The sequence below is a fragment of the Solwaraspora sp. WMMA2101 genome (assembly GCF_049179175.1).
Classification (GTDB): domain Bacteria; phylum Actinomycetota; class Actinomycetes; order Mycobacteriales; family Micromonosporaceae; genus Micromonospora_E.
Genome location: NZ_JBMHMA010000006.1, coordinates 3185698 through 3207347 on the forward strand (window position 1 = coordinate 3185698; position 21650 = coordinate 3207347).

At 70.8% G+C, this 21650-nt stretch carries 20 protein-coding genes; 9 read left to right on the top strand and 11 right to left on the bottom strand.

Going from position 1 to position 21650, the window contains the following annotated elements:
- Window positions 1-75: 75 nt before the first annotated feature.
- Complete coding sequence (locus ACN28F_RS15300; protein ID WP_289208633.1) at window positions 76-324, top strand: hypothetical protein; 249 nt, start codon at window positions 76-78, stop codon at window positions 322-324.
- Between the two features lie 231 nt (window positions 325-555).
- On the opposite strand, the gene ACN28F_RS15305 is transcribed toward ACN28F_RS15300, so the two are convergent.
- Window positions 556-765 carry a BldC family transcriptional regulator gene (locus tag ACN28F_RS15305; RefSeq protein ID WP_007073996.1) on the bottom strand — a complete coding sequence of 70 codons (210 nt, stop codon included), beginning with the start codon at window positions 763-765 and terminating at the stop codon, window positions 556-558.
- Window positions 766-1052: 287 nt separating this feature from the next.
- Window positions 1053-1901, bottom strand: a complete 849-nt coding sequence (locus tag ACN28F_RS15310; protein ID WP_282224769.1) for a hypothetical protein — start codon at window positions 1899-1901, stop codon at window positions 1053-1055.
- A gap of 202 nt (window positions 1902-2103) precedes the next feature.
- Here ACN28F_RS15310 and ACN28F_RS15315 point away from each other — a divergent pair, with 202 nt between their 5' ends.
- Together ACN28F_RS15315 and ACN28F_RS15320 are read left to right on the top strand one after the other, a co-directional pair.
- Window positions 2104-3216, top strand: coding sequence for a Glu/Leu/Phe/Val family dehydrogenase (locus ACN28F_RS15315; protein ID WP_289208634.1), 1113 nt, complete (start codon window positions 2104-2106; stop codon window positions 3214-3216).
- A gap of 279 nt (window positions 3217-3495) precedes the next feature.
- Complete coding sequence (locus ACN28F_RS15320) at window positions 3496-3717, top strand: DUF3073 domain-containing protein (RefSeq protein WP_282224767.1); 222 nt, start codon at window positions 3496-3498, stop codon at window positions 3715-3717.
- Window positions 3718-4119: 402 nt separating this feature from the next.
- Here the strand turns inward: ACN28F_RS15320 and amcA are convergent, their stop codons facing one another.
- The 5 genes from amcA to ACN28F_RS15345 all read right to left on the bottom strand — a co-directional run bounded on the left by amcA (window position 4120) and on the right by ACN28F_RS15345 (window position 9041).
- Window positions 4120-4362 carry a multiple cyclophane-containing RiPP AmcA gene (gene amcA / locus ACN28F_RS15325; protein WP_289208635.1) on the bottom strand — a complete coding sequence of 81 codons (243 nt, stop codon included), beginning with the start codon at window positions 4360-4362 and terminating at the stop codon, window positions 4120-4122.
- Complete coding sequence (amcB, locus tag ACN28F_RS15330) at window positions 4331-5434, bottom strand: cyclophane-forming radical SAM peptide maturase AmcB (RefSeq protein WP_289210765.1); 1104 nt, start codon at window positions 5432-5434, stop codon at window positions 4331-4333. Before amcB ends, amcA begins: the two co-directional genes overlap by 32 nt.
- Before the next feature lie 212 nt (window positions 5435-5646).
- Window positions 5647-6816, bottom strand: a complete 1170-nt coding sequence (purM, locus tag ACN28F_RS15335) for a phosphoribosylformylglycinamidine cyclo-ligase (protein ID WP_289208636.1) — start codon at window positions 6814-6816, stop codon at window positions 5647-5649.
- A gap of 105 nt (window positions 6817-6921) precedes the next feature.
- Window positions 6922-8508, bottom strand: coding sequence for an amidophosphoribosyltransferase (gene purF, locus ACN28F_RS15340; protein WP_289208637.1), 1587 nt, complete (start codon window positions 8506-8508; stop codon window positions 6922-6924).
- A gap of 179 nt (window positions 8509-8687) precedes the next feature.
- Window positions 8688-9041, bottom strand: coding sequence for a sterol carrier family protein (locus ACN28F_RS15345; protein ID WP_421358345.1), 354 nt, complete (start codon window positions 9039-9041; stop codon window positions 8688-8690).
- Between the two features lie 269 nt (window positions 9042-9310).
- Here ACN28F_RS15345 and ACN28F_RS15350 point away from each other — a divergent pair, with 269 nt between their 5' ends.
- On the top strand, window positions 9311-11572 hold the full coding sequence (locus tag ACN28F_RS15350; protein ID WP_421358347.1) for a carboxypeptidase regulatory-like domain-containing protein: 2262 nt from the start codon (window positions 9311-9313) through the stop codon (window positions 11570-11572).
- Window positions 11573-11721: 149 nt separating this feature from the next.
- Here the strand turns inward: ACN28F_RS15350 and purL are convergent, their stop codons facing one another.
- From purL to purS, 3 genes are read right to left on the bottom strand one after another with little or no spacing between them, the layout of a single operon-like run.
- The gene (purL, locus tag ACN28F_RS15355; RefSeq protein WP_421358348.1) at window positions 11722-14505 is read right to left on the bottom strand and encodes a phosphoribosylformylglycinamidine synthase subunit PurL; all 2784 of its coding nucleotides are present in this window, start codon (window positions 14503-14505) and stop codon (window positions 11722-11724) included.
- The gene (purQ, locus tag ACN28F_RS15360) at window positions 14502-15185 is read right to left on the bottom strand and encodes a phosphoribosylformylglycinamidine synthase subunit PurQ (protein WP_282224761.1); all 684 of its coding nucleotides are present in this window, start codon (window positions 15183-15185) and stop codon (window positions 14502-14504) included. The genes purL and purQ overlap by 4 nt, the downstream gene beginning before the upstream one ends.
- Window positions 15182-15445, bottom strand: a complete 264-nt coding sequence (purS, locus tag ACN28F_RS15365; RefSeq protein WP_289208641.1) for a phosphoribosylformylglycinamidine synthase subunit PurS — start codon at window positions 15443-15445, stop codon at window positions 15182-15184. The genes purQ and purS overlap by 4 nt, the downstream gene beginning before the upstream one ends.
- A 469-nt stretch (window positions 15446-15914) precedes the next feature.
- Here purS and ACN28F_RS15370 point away from each other — a divergent pair, with 469 nt between their 5' ends.
- Window positions 15915-16592 carry a S1 family peptidase gene (locus ACN28F_RS15370; RefSeq protein ID WP_289208642.1) on the top strand — a complete coding sequence of 226 codons (678 nt, stop codon included), beginning with the start codon at window positions 15915-15917 and terminating at the stop codon, window positions 16590-16592.
- Window positions 16593-16735: 143 nt separating this feature from the next.
- Entirely contained in the window at window positions 16736-17149 is a 414-nt protein-coding gene (locus tag ACN28F_RS15375) for a YbjQ family protein (protein WP_289208643.1), read from the top strand.
- A gap of 11 nt (window positions 17150-17160) precedes the next feature.
- On the opposite strand, the gene purB is transcribed toward ACN28F_RS15375, so the two are convergent.
- Window positions 17161-18594, bottom strand: coding sequence for an adenylosuccinate lyase (purB, locus tag ACN28F_RS15380; protein WP_289208644.1), 1434 nt, complete (start codon window positions 18592-18594; stop codon window positions 17161-17163).
- 145 nt (window positions 18595-18739) lie between these two features.
- On the opposite strand from purB, the gene ACN28F_RS15385 reads away from it, so the two are divergent.
- The 3 genes from ACN28F_RS15385 to ACN28F_RS15395 all read left to right on the top strand — a co-directional run bounded on the left by ACN28F_RS15385 (window position 18740) and on the right by ACN28F_RS15395 (window position 21614).
- Window positions 18740-19345, top strand: coding sequence for an IPT/TIG domain-containing protein (locus ACN28F_RS15385; RefSeq protein WP_289208645.1), 606 nt, complete (start codon window positions 18740-18742; stop codon window positions 19343-19345).
- Window positions 19346-19433: 88 nt separating this feature from the next.
- The gene (locus ACN28F_RS15390) at window positions 19434-19886 is read left to right on the top strand and encodes an SCP2 sterol-binding domain-containing protein (protein ID WP_289208646.1); all 453 of its coding nucleotides are present in this window, start codon (window positions 19434-19436) and stop codon (window positions 19884-19886) included.
- A 150-nt stretch (window positions 19887-20036) separates the two neighbouring features.
- On the top strand, window positions 20037-21614 hold the full coding sequence (locus tag ACN28F_RS15395; RefSeq protein ID WP_289210767.1) for an AMP-binding protein: 1578 nt from the start codon (window positions 20037-20039) through the stop codon (window positions 21612-21614).
- Window positions 21615-21650 lie beyond the last annotated feature (36 nt).

Genomic DNA, 21650 nt, shown 5'->3' on the forward strand with positions numbered 1-21650 from the left:
CGGGTCGCGGCGGGCCGGATGGCACCCTACTGTCACATCCGCCAGCACTTGTGACGCAGCGATGGAGGACCTGGGATGACCGAGGCACCGGAGACCGTGGAGACCCGCGGCGACGATCGGGTCGACCTGCTCAAGGCCGACACCAACAATGACGGGCAGACCGACGTGTGGGTGGTCGACACCGACGGCGACGGCAAGGCCGACATGTACCAGTTCGACACCGACGGCGACGGCAAGGTGGACATCACCATGGTCGACCTGGACGAGGACGGTACGCCGGACGAGGTCGTCGACGGTGATGGCGGGCACCCGCCGACGAGCTGAACTGTCCGGAACCGGACGACGACCACGGCCCGGCGGTCTGCTCCGCCGGGCCGTGGTCTGCTGCCGTGGTCTGCTGCCGTGGTCTGCTGCCGTGGTCTGCTGCCGTGGTCTGCTCGGCCGGGCCGACCGGTCACCGGCCGGTCCCCGGGAACGACGAAGGGGCGGGCTCCCGAGGTTCCGGGAAACACCGCCCCCGACTAGCCGATGTCAGCCAATCTGGAGAGAGGCCGGTCAGTCGCCCTGACGTTGCTGGGGAATCTGGCCCTGCAACAGGGCACGTACCTCCGACTCCCGGTAGCGGCGGTGGCCGCCCAGCGTCCGGATGGCGCTGAGCTTGCCGGCCTTGGCCCACCTGGTGACGGTTTTCGGGTCGACTCGGAACATCGACGCCACCTCGGCCGGCGTGAGCAGCGGCTCTGGTTCGTGCGTACGCGATGCCATCAGTCACTCCTCCACAGTGCTATAGACATCGGCCGGGGTCCCGCCGGCCGACGCGTCTCCCATGGTCCGGCTAGTCCCCGATGTCCGACATGGGCCGAACGGCCGAACGTCCTTGGATGGACGGATGAGCAATGACCGATTTTTATACATTTTTTACGCCAGAACATACCTTAAACGGACTCTTGATCACCGGTCGTGAACGCCTGATTACGAATACCCCTCAGGACTGGGCGGCAATGAGCGTGGTAGTACGCGAAGAATGCCCGCATTTGCTGGGGCATTAATCACTAATTGCACCGCTCCAGTAACTGAACGGCGCGCCACCTGGCGACGAGTTTCTCGTAGGCCTCGCCCGCCGATTCGGCGTCACCTCTTGACAACGCGGTCAGCCCGGCAGCGACGAGACCGGGCGAATCGTCGGCCTCCAGCGTCTCGTCCGGCAGCAGCCGGACGAGGCCGCCGTAGTCCAGCTCGACCACCGATCGGGGATGGAACTCCTCCAACCACCGGGCACTCTCCTCGACCGCCTCGGTGATCGGCGCGTCCCCGACCGACTTTCGCAACACCGACAGCCCGCGCGACGCGCGACGCCGGGCCTTGGAGATCTCCGTGCGGTAGCGCAGTGCCCGCCGCGGCGGCGCGGCCACCAGATCACGCTCGGCGAGATCCACGAAGACGAACCACCGCAGCGGCACGCCCCACGTCGCCACCTGCTCGTGCACCCGGGGCACCCCGTGCTCCAGCACCCGCGCGCCGCTGCGCCAGTCGTCGACCACCGCGCGCGCCTGCCCGGCCAGCACCGGCGGCACGAAGGCGTCGGCCAGCACCGACGGTACGCCGTCCCGGGCGCTCAGCGCCGCCTCCGCCACCCGTACCCGCAGATTCCACGGGCAGACCAGCAGCGTCTCGTCCGACTCCAGGACGTACGCCTCGTCCGGCAGGTCCGGCAGCCGCGTCCAGCCCGCGCCGAGTGCCTCGATCACCGCCGTCCGTTGCCGGCCGGGGCCCTCGTGCGGGCCCACCGCCCGCCCGTCCCGGACGTACCGACGCCAGTAGGCCTGCCGGTCACGGTCGAAGGCGGCCAGCGGCTCGTACACCCGGAGGTAGGAAGCGTAGGAAGCGAAGAGGGACGGCACGGCGCGATCCTCCCACGAAACCGCGCGGCACCGCCCCTGCCGGGAGCAAACGCACCTGACACCCGGCTCGGGACCAGTAGCGGCGTGACCAGGATGCGCCGCGGTGCCGCCAATCGATACTAGTCTCGTTTCCAGCGGGTCCACCGGCCCGCCTCCCCGGACAGCACCCCACGACGGTGCTCCACCCGCCTCAGGAGTCACGATGGGCGTCTTCGCCACCACCGCCGAGCCCGGCACCGGGCACGAACAGGTCGTCTTCTGTCAGGACCAGCCGACCGGGCTACGAGCCATCATCGCCATCTACTCGACCGCGCTCGGGCCCGCCCTCGGCGGTACCCGGTTCTACCCGTACGCCTCGGAAGCCGACGCCCTGCACGACGTGCTGGAGCTGTCCCGGGGGATGGCCTACAAGAACGCCATGGCCGGGCTCGACCTCGGCGGCGGCAAGGCGGTCATCTGGGGAGATCCGGACCAGCTCAAGACCGAGGCGTTGCTGCGCGCGTACGGCCGGTTCGTCGAGTCGCTCGGCGGCCGGTACTACACCGCCTGCGACGTCGGCACCTACGTCCCGGACATGGACGTGGTGGCCAGGGAGACGCGGTTCGCCACCGGGCGCAGCCGGGAGTCCGGCGGGGCCGGCGACTCGTCGATCCTCACCGCGTGGGGGGTCTTCCAGGCCATGCGGGCCGCGGCCGAACACCGTTGGGGCTCACCCAGCCTCGCCGGCCGCCGCGTCGGCATCGCCGGCCTGGGCAAGGTCGGCCGGTACCTGACCGGCCACCTGCTCGACGAGGGCGCCTCGGTGGTCGCCACCGACGTCGACGAACGGGCCACGGACTGGGCCCACACGACGTACCCGCAGGTGGATCTGGTCGCCGACACCGACACGCTGATCCGCAGCGACATCGACGTGTACGCGCCCTGCGCGCTGGGTGGGGCACTCGACGACGACACCGTGGCGGCGCTGCGCGCCCCGGTGGTGGTCGGCGCGGCCAACAACCAGTTGGCCCACCCCGGTGTCGAGAAGCAGCTCGCCGAGCGGGGCATCCTCTACGCGCCCGACTACGTGGTCAACGCCGGCGGCGTCATCCAGGTCGCCGACGAGGTAACCGGGGCCTCGGCGCTCTCCGCCAGCGGCCGGTACGGCTTCGATTTCGACCGGGCCAAGGCCCGGGCCACCCGGATCTACCAGACGACGCTGCGGATCCTCCGTACGGCCGACGCCGACGGCGTACCGCCCGCGGTCGCGGCGGACCGGCTCGCCGAACGGCGGATGGCTGAGGTCGGTCGGCTGCGTGGCATCCACCTCCGCTGACCCACCTCCACTGACCCACCACCGCTCGACCCGCCGGCGCCAGCGGACACACACCGTGCCGGAGATCACCCGATCGGGTCACGGGCGACGGCCGATCGGGCTCCTTACGCCGCTGTCGCCCGTACCTGACCCCGCCTCGGTGACGCGCGGGGGCGACCCGATGCAACCCGAGGTGCCGAACCTGGGTCTGCCCATGTACCGTAAGAGCCACGAGAGATGCCTGACGTCATCGGGGCCCGCCTTCGGGCTGCCCCGAATTCTGTGCGAGGGGGTCGAGCCATGGGGCGCGGCCGTGCTAAGGCCAAGCAGACAAAGGTGGCCCGGGAGTTGAAATACCACTCCCCGAACACCGACCTCGCCGCCTTGCAGCGAGAGCTCGCCGGCAGCGGCAAGTCGGACCGTGAATTCGACGACGAGTACGACCCGTACCTCGACGACGATGACGAGGACGACTCAGCCGACGGCGGCCGGGGAAGCTGGACACCCTCCTCGTCCCGTTGAGGGTCCGGCTGGAGCAGAGCACGCGGTCAGCCCGCGTGCCGATTCATGTCGGCGACAGCTCCTGTCCGGCCGTCCGACGCGTCGGAACACCGCGATCCGGTGGTGCGTGATCCCCTCACCGGGGGGCCGCACCACCGGACGTCGTAGCGGTCCTAGCTGCCGGCATGCTGTCGGTCGGCGTGCCGTCCGTCTGCGCTGCCGTCCGCCCATCCTGGCAGACCGGTACTGCGGTAGAGCAGTATTCCTGTGAGGAATATTTATACCTCTGAGGAATATCATCCGGACAGTTGTGCCGCTGGGGCGCCGTCACAGGCAGTGAACCGGTGAACCGGTGACCCGGTGACCCGGTGACGCGGGTGACCCGGCCTCGTCCGGCCCGGGCCGCTCGTTCCGAGCAGCTGGTCAGCGTGGGCGGTTGTTCCAGTTGTAGAAGGTCGGGATGTTCTCGAAGTGGTTCCAGGCGCAGACCGCGCCGTCAGCGCCGGCTGCCTCCGCCCGGCCGGCGCGGGCCCGACGGGCCTCCTCGAGCAGGACGGCCAGTCCGTCGCGGACCGCGTGGACCCGGTCAGTCACCTGACCTGCCCCGTCGGTCCTACCCGTGGTGACGGCCGGCTCAGGGCGTGGACGATTGCTGGTCTCGGGCATGGGCCAACACTCCCTCCAGTAGATGGATCTTGCTGTTACGGCAGTGGTTGGTCTCCGTACCATCAAAACGCCCGTGTTCGAAGTAACGGTTGGCAGCGTGGCCACCTCCACAGAACCGGAAGTACGGGCACACCTGGCGGCAGGCCTCGACACCGGCGACGAACTCGGTGATCCAACCCGGCTGCTCCGCTGCGGCCAGGATCTGCGCCAACCCGGTGGTCAGCACGTTTCCGCTGGTGAAGTCGCCGTACCGGGAATCGGTGAAGCCGGCCAGCTCCGGGGAGAGCAGCACCACCGACCCGTCGTAGGCGATCGTCGGGATCGGGTCCAGCCGCCGGGGCAGGACCTCGTCGGCGGTGCCGTCGAGTTCGGCGGCGACGTAGCGCAGGGTCCATTCCACTTCCCGCAGGTGGATCCGGGGTGCCCGCCGCCAGGCACCGACCAGCTCCGCCCAGAAGCCGGCGACCGCGTCGGCGGCCCACCCGTTGGACCGCACGTTGACGCCCTCGGTCTCCTCGATGTTGATGCCGAGCACGTCGCAGCCGAGCGTCAGGAAGAACTCGTACAGCTCGGCGGCCAGGCCGGGCTGGGGGTCGCTGACCACGCAGAGCGCCGAGAAGGCGATGTCGTGCCGGCGGAGGGCGTCGACACCCCGCACGATCTGGTCGTACGCCGGACGGCCGCCACGGGCGCGACGCTCGTCGTTACGCGCCCGGGGGCCGTCGACGCTGACGCTCACCCGCATCCGGTGCGCGGCGAAGAACTCGCACCACGCGTCGTCGATCATCGTCGCGTTGGTCTGCACGTGCTGCTCCACCGCCGCGTCGAACGGGCCGAGCAGGGTCGCGAACTTGTCGCGGCCCAGCGCCAACGGCTCGCCGCCGTGCCAGACCACCGAGAAGCGGCGCTGCGCCGCCCACCCGTTGACCGTCTCGGCGACGGCGGCGGCCACCGTACGGGGCATCTGCCGGTTCGCCGATCGCAGCGGCAGATAGCAGTAGCTGCAGTCGAGGTTGCACAGCGTGGTGGGCTGCATGACGACGTAGTCGGGGACGGTGGCGACGCCACGCATGCCGGCGGGAACCGACCTGTCCGGCCGGGCCCCGTCCTGTCCGTTCTGTTGCCGACCCATCCCCCTCCTCCTGCCTGTCACGGATGTCGTTTCAGGCTAGGTGTCCGGGAGGAGCAGGTGAAGCCTCGGCCGGCACGGCGGCGTAGCCAGGCGGCGTCGACGGCGGTCGACCGGAACCGGTCGACCGCCGTGGCGCGTAGCACGTGTCCGGGTCAGCCCCGGGTGTGGTGGCCGACCATCCGGACCTCGCCGGTGCCTTCGATGATGTCGCCGACCTGCCACGCCTCGATGCCGCGACCGGTCAGGCAGGCCAGGGCCCGGTCGGCGTCCTGCGCCGACACGATCGCGAACATGCCGACACCCATGTTGAAGGTCGACTCCATCTCGCCGTCCTCGATCCGCCCCTTGGCCTGCACCAGGTCGAAGATCGGCTGCGGCTTCCAGGTCGCCCGGTTGACCAGGGCGTCGACGTTGTCGGGCAGGATCCGTACCAGGTTGCCGGGGATACCGCCGCCGGTGACGTGGGCCAGGGCCCGGACCTCGCACTCCTCGATGAGCTTGAGGCAGTCCTGGGCGTAGATCTTGGTCGGGGTCAGCAGCTCCTCGCCGAGGGTGCGCTGCCCGCCGAAGTCGTCCACCACGGTGTCCAGCCGCATCCGACCGGCGCCGAGCAGCACGTGCCGGACCAGCGAGTAACCGTTGGAGTGCAGGCCCGAGGAACGCATCGCGATCACCACGTCGCCCACCTCGACCCGGTCCCGGCCGAGGATCTCGCTCTCCTCGACCACGCCGACGCCGGTCGCCGAGACGTCGTACTCGTCCGGGCGCAGCACTCCGGGGTGCTCGGCGGTCTCGCCACCGAGCAGGGCGCAGCCGGCGTAGCGGCACCCGTCGGAGATGCCGGCACCGATCTCGGCGACCTTGTCCGGCACTACCTCGCCGCAGGCGATGTAGTCGAGCAGGAACAGCGGCTCCGCCCCGCAGGCGACCAGGTCGTCGACGACCATCGCCACCAGGTCGATCCCGACGGTGTCGTGGATGTCCATCTGCTGGGCGATGACGAGCTTGGTGCCCACCCCGTCGGTCGACGAGGCCAGGATCGGGTTGCGGTACTTCTGGACGTCGAGCCGGAACAGCCCGGCGAAGCCCCCGATGTCACCCATGACCTCGGGGCGGGTGGTTTTGCGCACCTTCGACTTGAGCAGCTCGACCGCACGCTCACCAGCGTGGATCGACACACCGGCGTCGGCGTACGTCACGGTACGTTTGCGGCTGCCCCGGCCGGAGCTGGCCGACCACGGCTGCCGGCTGGCTGTCCGGGCGCCGGAGTCGTCAGCCGTCGGGCCGGCATCCGCGCTGCCGCGCTCAGTCACGTGCGTCACGGTTCTCCCCTTTGGGCTTCTCGCGGCGAAAGCCGCGTCGGGTAGCGGTCGAGGATCGCTCGACTCGGGCTGCCGGGCGGAACGACCTGGTCGCTCCGCCCGGTGCTACGGGCGGTGCAGGGCGTCAATGCCGCCGGGGCTTACAGCGAACTGTTGAACACCCGGGCCGGTCCGGTCGCCGCCGGCCTGAAAGTCCTGCTCGGTGGTGTCCCCCAGCTGGCCGACCCCGCCAGCAACCCGGCGGTCCACACCTTCGAGCACGTGCTTGCCGATCAGGTTGCCGGCCGGCAACTCGATCGGATACTCCCCATCGAAACATGCCCGACACAATCGTGTCTTCGGCTGCTCGGTTGCCGCTATCAGACCGGCCAGCGAGACGTAACCCAGAGTATCCGCACCGATGGAGCGTCGGATACCCTCCGTGTCCAGTCCGTTGGCCAACAGTTCGGCCCGGGTGGCAAAGTCGATGCCGTAGAAGCACGGCCAGCTCACCGGCGGCGACGAGATGCGCACGTGCACCTCCAGCGCCCCGGCCTCGCGCAGCATCCGCACGATCGCCCGCTGGGTGTTGCCCCGCACGATCGAGTCGTCGACCACCACCAGCCGCTTGCCGCGCACGTTCTCGCGCAGCGGATTCAGCTTGAGACGGATGCCGAGCTGGCGCAGCGTCTGCGACGGCTGGATGAAGGTCCGCCCGACGTACGAGTTCTTCAGCAGACCGGCGCCGTAGGTGATCCCGGACTCCTCGGCGTACCCGATGGCGGCCGGCGTACCCGACTCCGGAACCGGAATGACCAGGTCGGCCTCGACCGGGTGCTCGCGGGCCAGTCGGCGACCGATCTGCACCCGGGCGGCGTGCACGTTGCGGCCGGCGATCGTGGTGTCCGGGCGGGCGATGTAGACGTACTCGAACAGGCAGCCCTTCGGCTCCGGCGGAGCGAACCGGGCCGACCGCAGCCCGTGCTCGTCGATGGCGATCAGCTCGCCCGGCTCGACCTCCCGCACCACGGTCGCACCCACGATGTCCAGGGCGGCGGTCTCACTGGCCACCACCCAGCCACGCTCCAGCCGACCCAGCACCAGGGGCCGCACGCCGTGCGGGTCGCGGGCCGCGTACAGGGTGGTCTCGTCCATGAAGACGAAGCTGAACGCGCCCCGCAGCGTCGGCAGCACCTCGAGCGCCGCGGCCTCGACCGACACGTCCGGTCGGCTGGCCAGCAGGGTCGTCACCAGTGCGGTGTCGGAGGTCGCACCGTCGGTGGGCATCCCCCGCTCGACCACCTCGCGGGCCAACTCGGCGGTGTTGACCAGGTTGCCGTTGTGGGCTAGGGCGATCGTCGTGCCGGCGCTGGTCGCCTTGATCGTCGGCTGGGCGTTCTCCCAGGTGGAGCCGCCGGTGGTGGAATAGCGCGCGTGCCCGATCGCCAGGTGTCCGCGCAGACTGGCCAGGGTCGGCTCGTCGAAGACCTGCGCCACCAGGCCCAGATCCTTGTAGACCACCACTCCCGAGCCGTCGCTGACCGCGATCCCGGCGGCCTCCTGGCCACGGTGCTGCAGTGCGTAAAGTCCGAAGTAGCTGAGTTTGGCGACCTCCTCGCCCGGGGCCCAGACACCGAACACACCGCAGGCGTCCTGTGGACCGGGTCGTTGGGGATCAAGATCGTGACTCAACCGGCCGTCGCCTCGAGGCACCTGCCGCTCCCTCGTCCTGGTGTAGCACTGGACGCCTGATCTGCACGTCCGCGCGCGGGTGTCACCGACTCCGTCGCGGATCAGTGTACGCGAGGTTCCAGTTGGCCCAGAGTGCTCCGATTGGCCCGACCCGACAGCTCGTCGCTCACCGCAAAGTCGGACGTCTGGCGCGGTCAACCTCACAGGGGAAGGTATGCCGAAATATCGGATCTGGGGCCGCTTGCGGTGACTCGCCCGCTTGCCACTGCCACCTCCCAGTCGAGATCGCCCGTCGCCAGCAGGATCCAGGTCACCGGATCGATCTCCACGACGTTCGCCGGCGTGCCACGGGTGTGTCGCGGACCGGCTACACACTGAATTGCACCGTAAGGTGGGACACGCACCTCCACCGATCGGCCCGGTGCCCGCTCGGCCAGACCCCCGAGCAGCAGGCGGACAGCGTCACGCAACGAGGTTCGCGCAGGCGTGGCACCGGCCGCCAGCGACTCACGCACGGTGACCACTGCCTCGGACTTACTGTACGGAGAGGACACATCGGGACGATACGACTAGGTCCGGTTCTACTTCTCCCCGCCCCTGGGTCGCGCCGATCCGTCCCGGCAAGGCATAGTTGCCGACGGTGTACTCGTCACGGGGTGACCCCTGCCCGAAGCCCGGTGCGGGGGATGGATCGAACCGGAAGGCGGTGGACGTGACAACACACCGACGAGCCTGGCTATCGCGGGCCGGTGTTGTCGCAGCGCTGGCTGCCGTCACACTATTCGGCCTCCCCAGCTCTCCAGCATCGGCGGCACCACCCCAGGTGAACATTCAGGGTGGCGACGTCACCCTGGACAGCGGTCAGCGCACGAACATCAGCTATACGGTCACCAACCAGAACGGGGAGGACGGGGCCACCTCCTTCTCGGTACAGGTGAACCTGACCTTTGGCGACGTGCGGTGCGAGGGCGAGAACTGCGCCAGGACGGGTATCGAGATCGCCCCCGGCGCGACCACCACGTTCCAGGTGACGCTCGTCGCGGGCAGTGTCGCGACCAACCAGACCCGTAGCGGCAACGTGGTGATCAGCGCCACCGTGGCCGGCGAGAACGCCGTCACGGCCGAACGGAGAGTCACCGTACGCGGTCCGCAGGAGGCGCCACGGGTCAAGGAGGTGGCCGGCAAGGTCACCGACGTCTCCACCGGGGACCCCATCGAGGGTGCCGTGGTCGCGATGAGCGACTCACAGGGCAACAACTTCGAAACGACCACCAACTCCAACGGCAACTACCGGTTCACGTCGACCAACGACCGGCCGATCGCCCCCGGTGACCTGCGCATCGGCGCCGTCGCCGACGGCTACGACATCAGCGACGCCAAGCGCGTGTCGGCCTCCGCCGGTCAGTCGATCACCGTCGACCGGATCACGTTGAAGTCCAACGTCGAACCCACCCCGTCGGAGTCACCGACGCCCACCCCGGAGGCCACGGCCGAGCCGACAGCGAGCGCGACCCCCGGCGACGCGGCGAGTGCGCCCCCGGTCGACACGCAGAACCTGGCCAACGAGAGCTCCGGCGGCGGAATGGGCTCCTGGCTGCTCATCCTGATGGGTGGCCTGTTGGTGGCCCTCGGCGTCGGCGCGATCGTGCTGCTGCTGGTCCGCCGCAAGGACAACGACGCCGACGACCCCGACCCGGCCGATGATGGCCCGGCCGCCGGCGGTGCCGCGGTGCCCGGCAGCAGGGGCGTCTACCACGACTCCGACGACGCCACCCGGGTGGCCATGCCGCCCATGCCGGACGGGCCGCTCACCGACGCCACCATGGTGACCCGCCCGCCGTCGCTGTCGGACGCGCCGACGATGCTGCACAACATGGCTCCGATCAAGGACGAGTTCCCCGACCCGTACGGCGCACCGCCGCCTCCGGGGCCGAACGCGCCCGCCGGGCCGGATCCCCGCTACGGCGGCGAGCAGCGGCCAGGTTGGGGCGGACCACCGGCCCAACCGACGTACGGGGCGGCCGGCGCCGCTGGCGCCACCAGCGTGTACGGGGCGGTTCCCGGGTCGGATGGACCAGGTGCCGGCGGATACGGCGGCAGCGCCGCTGGGTCGGCGCGCCCGGGTGCCTACGGCGGCAGCGCCGCACCCGGCAGCTACGGTGCCGCACCGTCGTCCGGGCCACCCGGCAGCTACGGCACCGCACCCTCGTCCGGCGCACCCGGCAGCTACGGTGCCGCACCGTCGTCCGGCGCACCCGGCGGCTACGGTGCCGCACCCTCGTCCGGGCCACCCGGCGGGTACAGCTACGGCAACACCACGGTGCCCGGCCAGTACGGTGCGCCGAGCGGCCGGCCACCGGCCGACGACCCGGGCGACTACCGCGGTGGCCACGGCTACGGGCCCGACGCCGGCACGTCCGGCTACCCGGCCGGCGGGTACGGATCGGCCGAACCGGCAGGCAGCGGGTACGGCAGCGACCGCTACGACGAACCGACCGGGCGGTACGAGCCGGACAACTACGGTCGGTCCGGTTCGCCGTACGACTCGGCTGGCTACGGCAGCCCGGAACCGACCCGCAGCGACGCCCCGCCGCCGCGTGGCCCGCAGCCACCGCAGCCCGGCTACCGGGATGCCGATCCGCCGTACGGCGCGGCACCCGGCGGTTACGGCGGCAGTGCCGGCTACGGCGGCGGTGGATATCCGGACAGCGGTCAGCAGCCCAGCGGCGGCGGTTACCCCGGTAGCGGATACGGCAGCGACCGGGGCGGAGAGTACGGTTCCGCTCCCGATCAGGGGTACGGCGCGGCCTACGGCGGCCCGGGTGGCTACAGCCCGCCGGCCGGTACTGGTTACGACCAGGGCGGTTACGACCAGGGCGGCGGCTACCGGTCACCGGGCGGTGCCGGCCATGACGAGCAGCGGCTTCCGGAGCAGCGCGGCGGCTACGACCAGCAGTACGGGCAGCAGCCGTTCGACCAGCAGCCGTACGGTGGTCAACAGCCGCCGGTCGACCCGCCCGCCCGGCGCGACTCGCCTCCTGGGCGGGGCGGGGAGCGCCGATCGTTGGACTGGTTGGATGACTGAACCTGTGCCGCCCGGCTGCGGGCGGCACAGGTCCGCGCTACGCGGGTGACGACATGCGAGCGGGCCGGGACCTGATGGTCCCGGCCCGCTCGCATGTCGTCCCGCAGAACTGCGGCCGACCAGCCAGGGGCAGGACGGCCGCAGCGGGCTCAGCTCTTGTCAGTCGACTTGCCGTCGGCCGCCGGCTCGTCGGCAACAGGCTCGTCGGCGGACGGCTCCACCGGCTCGTCCACGGCGACGCTGGTCGGCTCAGGATCGGCCGACTCAGCAACAGGCTCGCTGGCGGCGTCAGCCGCGGCATCCGTCGTCGCCGCCGATTCGGTGACCGCGTCGTCCGCCGGCTCGTCGTCCGCCGGCTCGTCGTCCACCGGCACCGTATCGTCCGCCACTGCCGCGTCCGCCGGTGCGACCTCGGCCGGCTCCGGGTCGACATCGGTGGTCGCCGCAGCGGCGCCGGTCGTCTCGACCGGACTGTCCACCGCGACCGCCGTACCGTCCAGCGGGTTCGACGCGTCCGGATCCTGCGGGTCGGCGGGCACGTTGTTGCCGGGGCCGACCCCACTGAACAGGGCCGGCAGTGTGCCGGTGTAGGTGGCACGCAGCTCGTCCAGGCCGACGGTGAACTGGTCGCGTACCTCCAGCAGCCGGGCACCCGGATCGGTGACCCCGATCATCGTCCACGGCAGACCGTGCTCGACGCAGAGCGCGGCGAAGGCCTTTTCGTGGCCGCGCGGCACCGCCACCATGGCCCGTCCCGCCGACTCGCTGAACAGGAAGACGAACGGCATCGACCCGTCGGCGAACTCGGGCGGCAACGCGACCCGGGCACCGATGCCCCGCCGCAGGCAGGCCTCGACCAGTGCCTGGGCCAGCCCACCGTCGGAAAGGTCGTGCGCCGAGGTGATGTGGCCGACCCGGGCGGCCTCGGCGAGCACCGTACCGAGGGCCTGCTCACGGGCCAGGTCGACCTTCGGCGGCGTACCGCCGAGGTGCTGGTGGGTCACCCAGGCCCATTCCGAGCCGGACAGCTCCAGGTTGGTCTCACCGAGCAGCATGATCAGGTCGCCGTCGGCGTGCGACGGCGGCACGAAGCCCATCGGCACCCGCTGTGCCACGTCGTCGAGCACACCGAGCACACCGACCACCGGGGTCGGGTGGATCGCGGCCGCGCCGGTCTGGTTGTAGAAACTGACGTTGCCGCCGGTGACCGGGATGCCCAGCTCGGCGCAGCCGTCGGCGAGCCCGCGCACCGCCTCGGCGAACTGCCACATGACGGTCGGGTCCTCCGGCGAACCGAAGTTGAGGCAGTTGGTCACCGCCACCGGCCGGGCACCGGTCACGGCCACGTTGCGGTACGACTCGGCCAGCGCCAGTTTCGCCCCGTGGTACGGATCGAGCCGGGCGTACCGGCCGTTGCCGTCGACCGACAGGGCCACGCCGAGGCCGGTGGCGTCGTCGATCCGGACGACCCCGGCGTCCTCGGGCTGGGCGAGCACGGTGTTGCCCAGGACGTACCGGTCGTACTGTTCGGTCACCCAGGTGCGGTCGCACAGGTTCGGCGACGAGATCATCCGTAGCAGGGTCTCCCGCAGTTCGTCCGGCGTGCCGGGGCGCGGCAGGGTCTCCGCCCGGTCGGCCTGCAACAGGATCAGGTCCGCCGGCTCACGCATCGGTCGGGCGTAGACCGGCCCGTCGTCGGCGAGCGAGCCCGGCGGTACGTCGACCACGACGTGGTCGCGCCAGGTGATCGTCAGCCGGCCCGGTTGGCCGTCCGGCTCGGGCGGGGTGACCTCACCGATGGCCGTGGCGATGACGCCCCACTTGTCGGCGATCGCGAGCACCGCGTCGAGCTTGGCCGGCTCGACGATCAGCAGCATCCGCTCCTGCGACTCGCTGGCCAGGATCTCGTGCGGCTCCATCGACGGCTCGCGCAGCGGCACCCGCTCCAGCCAGACCCGCATGCCGGTGCCGGCGGCCGCTGCGGTCTCGGTGAGCGCACAGGTCAGGCCGGCACCCCCGAGGTCCTGGATGCCGACGACCAGACCGGCGTCGTACAGCTCCAGGCACGACTCGATCAGCAGCTTCTCCATGAACGGGTCGCCGACCTGCACCGACGGGCGACGCTGCTGGCTGGCGTCGTCGAAGGTGGCGCTGGCCAGCACCGACACGCCGCCGATGCCGTCCCGGCCGGTCTTGGCGCCCATCAGCACCACGACGTTGCCCGCGCCGGCGGCGGCCTTGTTCTGCAGCCGGTCCACCGGCAGTACGCCGAGACAGAGCGCGTTGACCAGCGGGTTGCCCTGGTAGCAGGGGTCGAAGACGACCTCGCCGCCGATGTTGGGCAGGCCGAGGCAGTTGCCGTAGCCGCCGACCCCGGCGACGACACCGGGCAGCACCCGGGCGGTGTCGGGGTGGTCGGCGGCGCCGAACCGCAGCGGGTCCATCACGGCGACCGGGCGGGCACCCATGGCCAGGATGTCCCGGACGATGCCGCCGACGCCGGTCGCCGCGCCCTGGTACGGCTCGACGAAGCTGGGGTGGTTGTGCGACTCCACCTTGAAGGTGACCGCGAGGCTGTCGGAGACCCGGATCACGCCGGCGTTCTCGCCGATGCCGGCGAGCATCAGCTCACTCGGCGGTGCCTTCTCGCTGAACTGCCGCAGGTGCACCTTGCTCGACTTGTAGGAGCAGTGCTCGCTCCACATGATCGAGTACATGGCGAGCTCGGACTGGGTGGGCCGACGGCCGAGGATCTGGCGGATCCGCTCGTACTCGTCGTCGCGGAGCCCGAGTTCGGTGTACGGCTGCAGCTCACCGGGGGTGTCGGTGGCGCGGGCCACGGTGTCCGGCCCACCCGCGTACGGGTCCACCGCGACGGCGACGTCGGACTGCGCCGGCCCGGCGGCGGCCGCCGCCTCCGACTGCGTGGTCATGCCGGCACTCCCACGAGGTGCTTGAGGATGGAGGTGAAGAAGCCGAGTCCGTCCCGGGACGGGCCGGTCAGGTCCTCGACGGCGTGTTCGGGGTGTGGCATCAGGCCGACGACGTTGCCGGCGGCGTTGGTGACGCCGGCGATGTCGCGCAACGAGCCGTTGGGGTTCCCACCGACGTAGCGGGCCACGATCCGGCCGCTACTCTCCAACTCGTCCAGGGTCCGTTCGTCGGCGACGTAGCAGCCTTCCCCGCTCTTGAGCGGGATCAGCACCTCCTGCTTGGGCGAGAAGGCGTTGGTGAATGCGGTGCCGGCGGTTTCGATCCGCAGCAACTGGTCCCGGTTGCGGAAATGCAGGTGCTGGTTTCGGGTGAGCGCTCCGGGCAGCAGATGCGCCTCGCACAGGATCTGGAAGCCGTTGCAGATGCCGAGCACCGGCAACCCGTCGGCGGCGGCCGCGACGATGGATTCCATTACCGGAGCGAACCGGGCGATCGCACCGCAGCGCAGGTAGTCGCCGTACGAGAAGCCACCGGGCAGCACGACCGCCGAGACTCCGTGCAGGTCGGCGTCGCCGTGCCAGAGCCGGACCGGTTCGCCACCGGCGATGCGCACCGCGCGGGCGGCGTCACCGTCGTCGAGTGAACCGGGGAAGGTGACCACCCCGATGCGGGCAGTCATGACTGCTCACCAGATTCGTCGGCCGGCTCGGCCAGGCGGACGACGTAGTCCTCGATGACCGGGTTGGCGAGCAGTTTGTCCGCGATCTCGCGAGCCCGATCCACGTCGGGTTCGCCCGCGAACTCGATCTCGATCCGCCGACCGATCCGCACCGACGAGACGTCGCTGACACCGAGCCTCGGCAGCGCGTTGGCGACCGCCTGGCCCTGAGGATCGAGAATTTCCGGCTTGAGCATGACGTCGACGACGACGCGAGCCACGTGGCACTCCTGACCGTGTACGCGTTGGGGTGCCGGCCACGAACGGGCCGCGCACCGGTCAGCCTACCTGGTGATGCCAGGTGCGACGCACCGGCGGTCGGCACGTCGAATCGGTGATCGGGCCACAAATCAGCCACGAACCGATAACGGGGACAGTTTTCGCCGGTCCGGTCCCGGGCCGGTCCCCGACCTGATCCGGGGCGACGCCACGGGCGGGACACCGTCACGGGCGGGCGGTGGGCCGCGTACCGCTGATCGGTGCCGGACCGGCGCGGACATCACCGCATCGTATGACCTCGATTTGATTCTTGTAGATGACTCCGGCAGGACCTACCGTCAATCGTCAAACGCCCGACGACCCCCATCGGACGTCAGCTGTAACACCCCGCCGACCGGACACCCGTCCGGCGGCGGCTCACCCGGCCCGCAACCCCCGCGGCCGGTCGCCCCTGGGAAGGAGCACACCCCCATGCGTATCCGCCTGGCCGTGGCAGCAGTCGCCACCACCCTGATCAGTCTGGTCGCCGCACCCCCCACCGCCGCCTCCGCCGCGCCGGAGGAGATCATTGGTGGCAGCACCGTGTCGTCGGCCCCCTGGGCCGCAGCGGTGTTCAGCAACGGTTCGTTCACCTGTTCCGGCACGATCATCGCGCCCAACTGGGTGCTCACCGCCGAGCACTGCGTCGGCGGGTCGATGTCGGTACGGGTCGGCAGCGTCTACCGCTCCTCCGGCGGGGTCACCCGTACGGTCAGCGCCACCTACGGCCGCTACGACCTGGCCCTGCTCCGCCTCTCCAGCTCGGTCAGCACCACCTACGTGACGCTGTCCAGCAGCTACCCGCCGGTCGGCTCGACGAACACCATCTACGGCTGGGGCATGACCTGCTACAGCGGCTGCTCCGCCTCGACCCAGCTGAAGATGGCCTCGGTCCAGGTGACCAGCACCAACGTTACCGACGCGTACGGCGGTCGGGCGATCCGCAGCACGCGGATCAACGGCAACGCGTGGCGGGGCGACTCGGGCGGCCCGCAGTTCTACAACGGCCAGCAGGTCGGTGTCGCCTCCACCGCCAACGGCGTCAACATCCAGAACTACGGCAGCGTGGCGTACAACCGGGCCTGGATCCAGTCGGTCGCCGGCGTCTGACGCGCGTACTTTTCCGCAGTCCGGGCAGTAACCGGCGCGGACTCCGGGTTGGGACCCGGAGTCCGCGCCGCGCCGTTTCGCGTCATCCGCGAGCCGGAGCAAAGCCCAGGTGGGCCGAGACCGGGGCCCATAGCATCGTCGTCGTGCTGGTCGTGACGACGAATGACCTTCCCGGCTACGAGATCAGGTGTGTCCTGGGTGAGGTGGTCACCTCGGTGGTCCGCTCCATCAACCCGTTCAAAGAAGGTGTCAAGGCGCTGCGCGGCGGCAAGTCCGACCCCGAGGGCCCGGCGAACCTCACCAAGTGGCGTACCGAGATGATCGGCAAACTGGGCGAGGCGGCCAGGAAGAAGGGTGCCAACGCGGTCATCGGGATGCGGTTCGACACCCGGCAGATCGGCAGCACCCACATGGAGCTGTGCGCCTACGGCACTGCCGCGGTGGTGCTGCAGTTGCGCCCCGACGCCGGGGACGACTCGAAACAGGCCAAGATCGTGGCCAGCCATGGCGACAGCAGCGCCGGCAACGAGACCGGCGGCTCGGCCGGCAACAAGTAGCGCCCCCCCGGTCAGAGGATCGGGGCGGGCTGGTAGTCGGCGGCGTGCGGGTGCGCGGCGACCACCTCGGCCACCCGGTCGGCCACCGCCTGCACCTGAGCCGCCGCCGCGCCGACGAAACCCGCCCGGTCGGCGACCACGGCGGCGATCTCGTCCCGGCTCAGGCCGAGCCGCTCGTCGGCGGCCAGCCGGTCGAACAGGTCGTTGTCGGCCGCGCCCTTCTCCCGCATGGCCAACGCCACCCCGACCGCGTGCTCCTTGATCACCTCGTGGGCGACCTCCCGGCCGACGCCGGCCCGGACCGCCGCGACCAGGATCCGGGTGGTCGCCAGGAACGGCAGGTAGCGGTCGAGTTCGCGGGCGACGACCGCCGGGTAGGCGCCGAACTCGTCGAGCACGGTGAGGAACGTCTGGAACAGCCCGTCGGCGGCGAAGAAGGCATCGGGCAGGGCCACCCGGCGCACCACCGAGCAGGAGACGTCGCCTTCGTTCCACTGGTCGCCAGCCAGCTCACCGACCATCGACAGGTAGCCCCGGATGACGACGGCGAGCCCGTTGACCCGTTCGCTGGACCGGGTGTTCATCTTGTGCGGCATGGCGCTGGAACCGACCTGCCCGGGCCGGAAGCCCTCGGTGACCAGCTCCTGGCCGACCATCAGCCGGATCGTGGTCGCCAGCGACGACGGCGCGGCGGCGACCTGGGCAAGCGAGGAGAGCACGTCGAGGTCCAGGGAGCGCGGGTAGACCTGCCCGACACTGGCCAGCACCCGCCGGAAACCGAGATGCTCGGCGACCCGGCGCTCCAGTTCGGCCACCTTGGCGGCGTCGCCGTCGAACAGGTCCAGCTGGTCGGCGGCGGTGCCGACCGGGCCCTTGATGCCGCGCAGCGGGTAACGGTCGATCAGGTCGGTCAACCGCTCGTACGCGATCAGCAGCTCCTCAGCCGCCGAGGCGAACCGCTTGCCCAAGGTGGTGGCCTGGGCGGCCACGTTGTGCGAACGCCCGGCGACGACCAGGTCGGTGTGCTCGACGGCGAGCCGGGCCAGCCGGGCCAGGGTGGCGACCACCCGGTCGCGGATCAGCTCCAGCGAGGCCCGGATCTGCAGCTGTTCGACGTTCTCGGTGAGGTCCCGGGAGGTCATCCCCTTGTGGATGTGCTCGTGGCCGGCGAGCGCGCTGAACTCCTCGATCCGGGCCTTGACGTCGTGCCGGGTGACCCGCTCACGCTCGGCGATCGCGGCCAGGTCGACCTGGTCGAGGACCCGCTCGTACGCCTCGACGACGCCATCGGGCACGGCGATGCCGAGATCACGCTGGGCCCGCAGGACGGCGAGCCAGAGTCGCCGCTCCAGCCGGATCTTCTCCTCCGGTGACCAGAGGACGGCCAGGTCAGCGGAGGCGTACCGGGTGGCGAGCACGTTGGGGATCTGCGGGCGCGAGGTCACGTACCGCAGTCTCCCACGGCCGCCAGGCTGGTCCGGACAGGCGGGTGGGTGGGTGAGTTTCGCCAGCAATTCCGTAACTGTCCGTATTTATCCTCGTTCTGCTTGACGGGCCGAACCCTTCCGCCCCGCTTCGAGACGAGGAACCGTGTTTACCCCGAGATATCGCAGGAAAGCCCTGCTGACCATCGCTGCCACCAGCGGCCTGCTGTCCACTGTAGTAATTGCTGGACCGGTCGACGCCGTGCCCGGCGACGCCCACGCCGCCGACGTCCTCGGCGCACCGGAGCCGGCCGGCGCTCCCCGGATCGACTCGGTGAACCCGGGCGAGGGCTCTGCCGTCGGCGGTACGACGGCGACGGTCAGCGGCGCGAACTTCGTCCCCGGGCAGACCCGGGTGACGATCTGTGGGCGGACGATCGGCCCGGAGTCGGTGACGGTCGGCGGCGCGTTCAACGTACTGGCGCTCCCGACTCCGGCCTGCGACGCCGGAACGACGACGATCACCGTCAGCACCCCGGCCGGCGCCTCCACGGCAATGGTGTTCCGGTACGTGGGCGAAGGCCCACTGGGCGACGGTCCACCGGACGACGGGCCGGCGGGCGCAGACCCACCGCCAGCGGGTGACGGTGCCGGCGACGAGCTGCCGGTGACCGGCCGGGCGCCCGGCCCGCTGGTGGCGGCCGGCCTGCTGGCCGTCCTGGTCGGTGCCGCGTTGCGGCTGGCGGCGGGGTGGCGCGGCCAGCGGCAGTGACCGTACGGGCCGGGTCGGCCTCGATGAAGCTACTGGCGCGTAACCCTAGACTAGGCTAGGTCCGACGTCCCGTACTGGAGGGCACACGATGTCTGATTTCGACCCGGCCACCTTCGCGTCCATCGATGCCAAGGAGTTCGCCAAGCTGGTGAAGACCACCCCGGACTCCAAGATCGCCGAGGTGATGCAGAGCGACCTGCGCGGCAAGGTCCTCGACGAGGTGTTCAACCGGATGCCCACGCTGTTCCGCCCGGAGAAGGCCGGCTCCACCAACGCCGTCATCCACTGGAACATCACCGGCCGACCGGATGGTGGCACCGACACGTACGAGATCGTCATCGCCGACGGCACCTGCGTGCTGTCGCCGACCCCGGCGCACGAGCCCCGGCTGAGCCTGACCCTCGGCGCGGTCGACCTTCTGAAGATCATCTCCGGCAGCGCCAACCCGATGATGATGTTCATGACGGGCAAGTTGAAGGCAAAGGGTGACCTCGGGCTGGCCGCTCAGATCGCCAACCTTTTCGACATCCCCAAGGGCTGACCAGGTCGAATTCCCCAGAGCCGACCCACCCGGCTCAGCTGCGGACCGATCCGCAACCGGCTCCGGTACGTGTTCCCTGTCAGGCGGGGCTTCGCCCACCGGCGCGGCCGCCCACCCGCCGGACCGGTCTCGCCGCAGCTGGGGGTGCCAGTGGACCTGCCGTTCGTTCTCACCACGCTGACCCGGCGGGGCCTGCTCACGCCCGGGTCGCCGGGCCGGACCATCGCACAGCTCGCCGCGCTTCGCCGGTGGGGGTTCACCCTCGCCGGCGAGGCGCGTCAGGCCGCCGCCCGCGACCCGGACCGGGTCGCGCTGATCGACGACGCCGACCGGCAGTTGACCTACCGGGAACTGCTGGCCCGTGCCGAACGGCTCGCCACCGCGTTACGGGCCACCCTCGGCGTGACCGCAGGCGACCGGATCGGACTGCTCTGCCGCAACCACCCCGACCTGGTGGTCGCGATGGTCGCCGCCGGGCTGCTCGGCGCGGACACCGTACTGCTGCACACCGGGCTGGCCGGGCCGCAGCTCGCCGCGGTCGCCGACGAACAGCGGCTGCGGGTGCTGCTGCACGACCGTGAGTTCGGTGAGCAGGCCCTCGCGGTCGGCCCCGACGTGGCCAGGGTCGACGAGTCGCGCCTCGCCGCACTCCTGAGCACCGCACCCGACGACGCCCGCATCGGGCCGCCCGACCGCGACGGGCGCACCATCGTGCTCACCTCCGGCACCACCGGCACCCCGAAGGGTGCCCGGCGACGTACGCCGGCCAGCTTCGGGCCGCTCGCCGCCATCATCGACCGGATTCCGCTGCGGGCCCGCGACCGGATCATGATCGCCGCCCCGGTCTTCCACACCTGGGGGTACGCCGCTCTGCAGATCGCCGTCGCGTTGCGGGCGACCATCGTGCTGCACCGGCGCTTCGACCCGGCCGCCACGCTTGCCGCCGTCGACCGGCACGGCTGCACGGCACTGTTCGCCGTACCGGTGATGTTGCAGCGGCTGCTGCACGACGTACCGGCTCCGGACCGGCCGACCGGGCTGCAGGTGGTCGCGGTCAGCGGTTCCGCGCTCAGCGGCGGAATCGCCACCCGGTTCATGGACCGCTACGGCGACGTCCTCTACAACCTGTACGGGTCCACCGAGGTCTCGTGGGCCGCCATCGCCAACCCGGCCGACCTGCGGCGGGCGCCCAACACGGCCGGCCGGCCGCCACGCGGCACCCGGCTGGCCGTGCTCGGTGCGTCGGGCGAACCCGTGCCCGCCGGCCAGGTCGGGCAGATCTACGTCGGCAACGAGCTGATGTTCGAGGGGTACACCGGCGAGGGCACCGCCGCCGACCACCGGCACGGCCTGCTCGGCACCGGTGACCTCGGCCACGTCGACACCGACGGGCTGCTCTTCGTCGGTGGTCGGGCCGACGACATGATCGTCTCCGGCGGGGAGAACGTCTTCCCGTCCGACGTCGCGGACCTGCTGGCCCAGCTGCCGCAGGTCCGGGAGGCGGCGGTGACCGGGCTGCCCGACCCGCAGTACGGCCACCTGCTCGCCGCCTACCTGGTGCTGCACCCGGGTGAGACCCTCGACCCGGAGGCCGTCCAGGAGTACGTCCGGCGCTACCGGGCCCGGTACGCCGTCCCCCGGTACGTGATGTTCCTGCCTGCGCTGCCGCGCAACGCCAGCGGCAAGGTGGTGACCCGCGATCTGCCCCGCCCCCGCACCCCCGACTGACCGGCGCTGCCGGCGGACCGGTACTGCCGCAGAGCG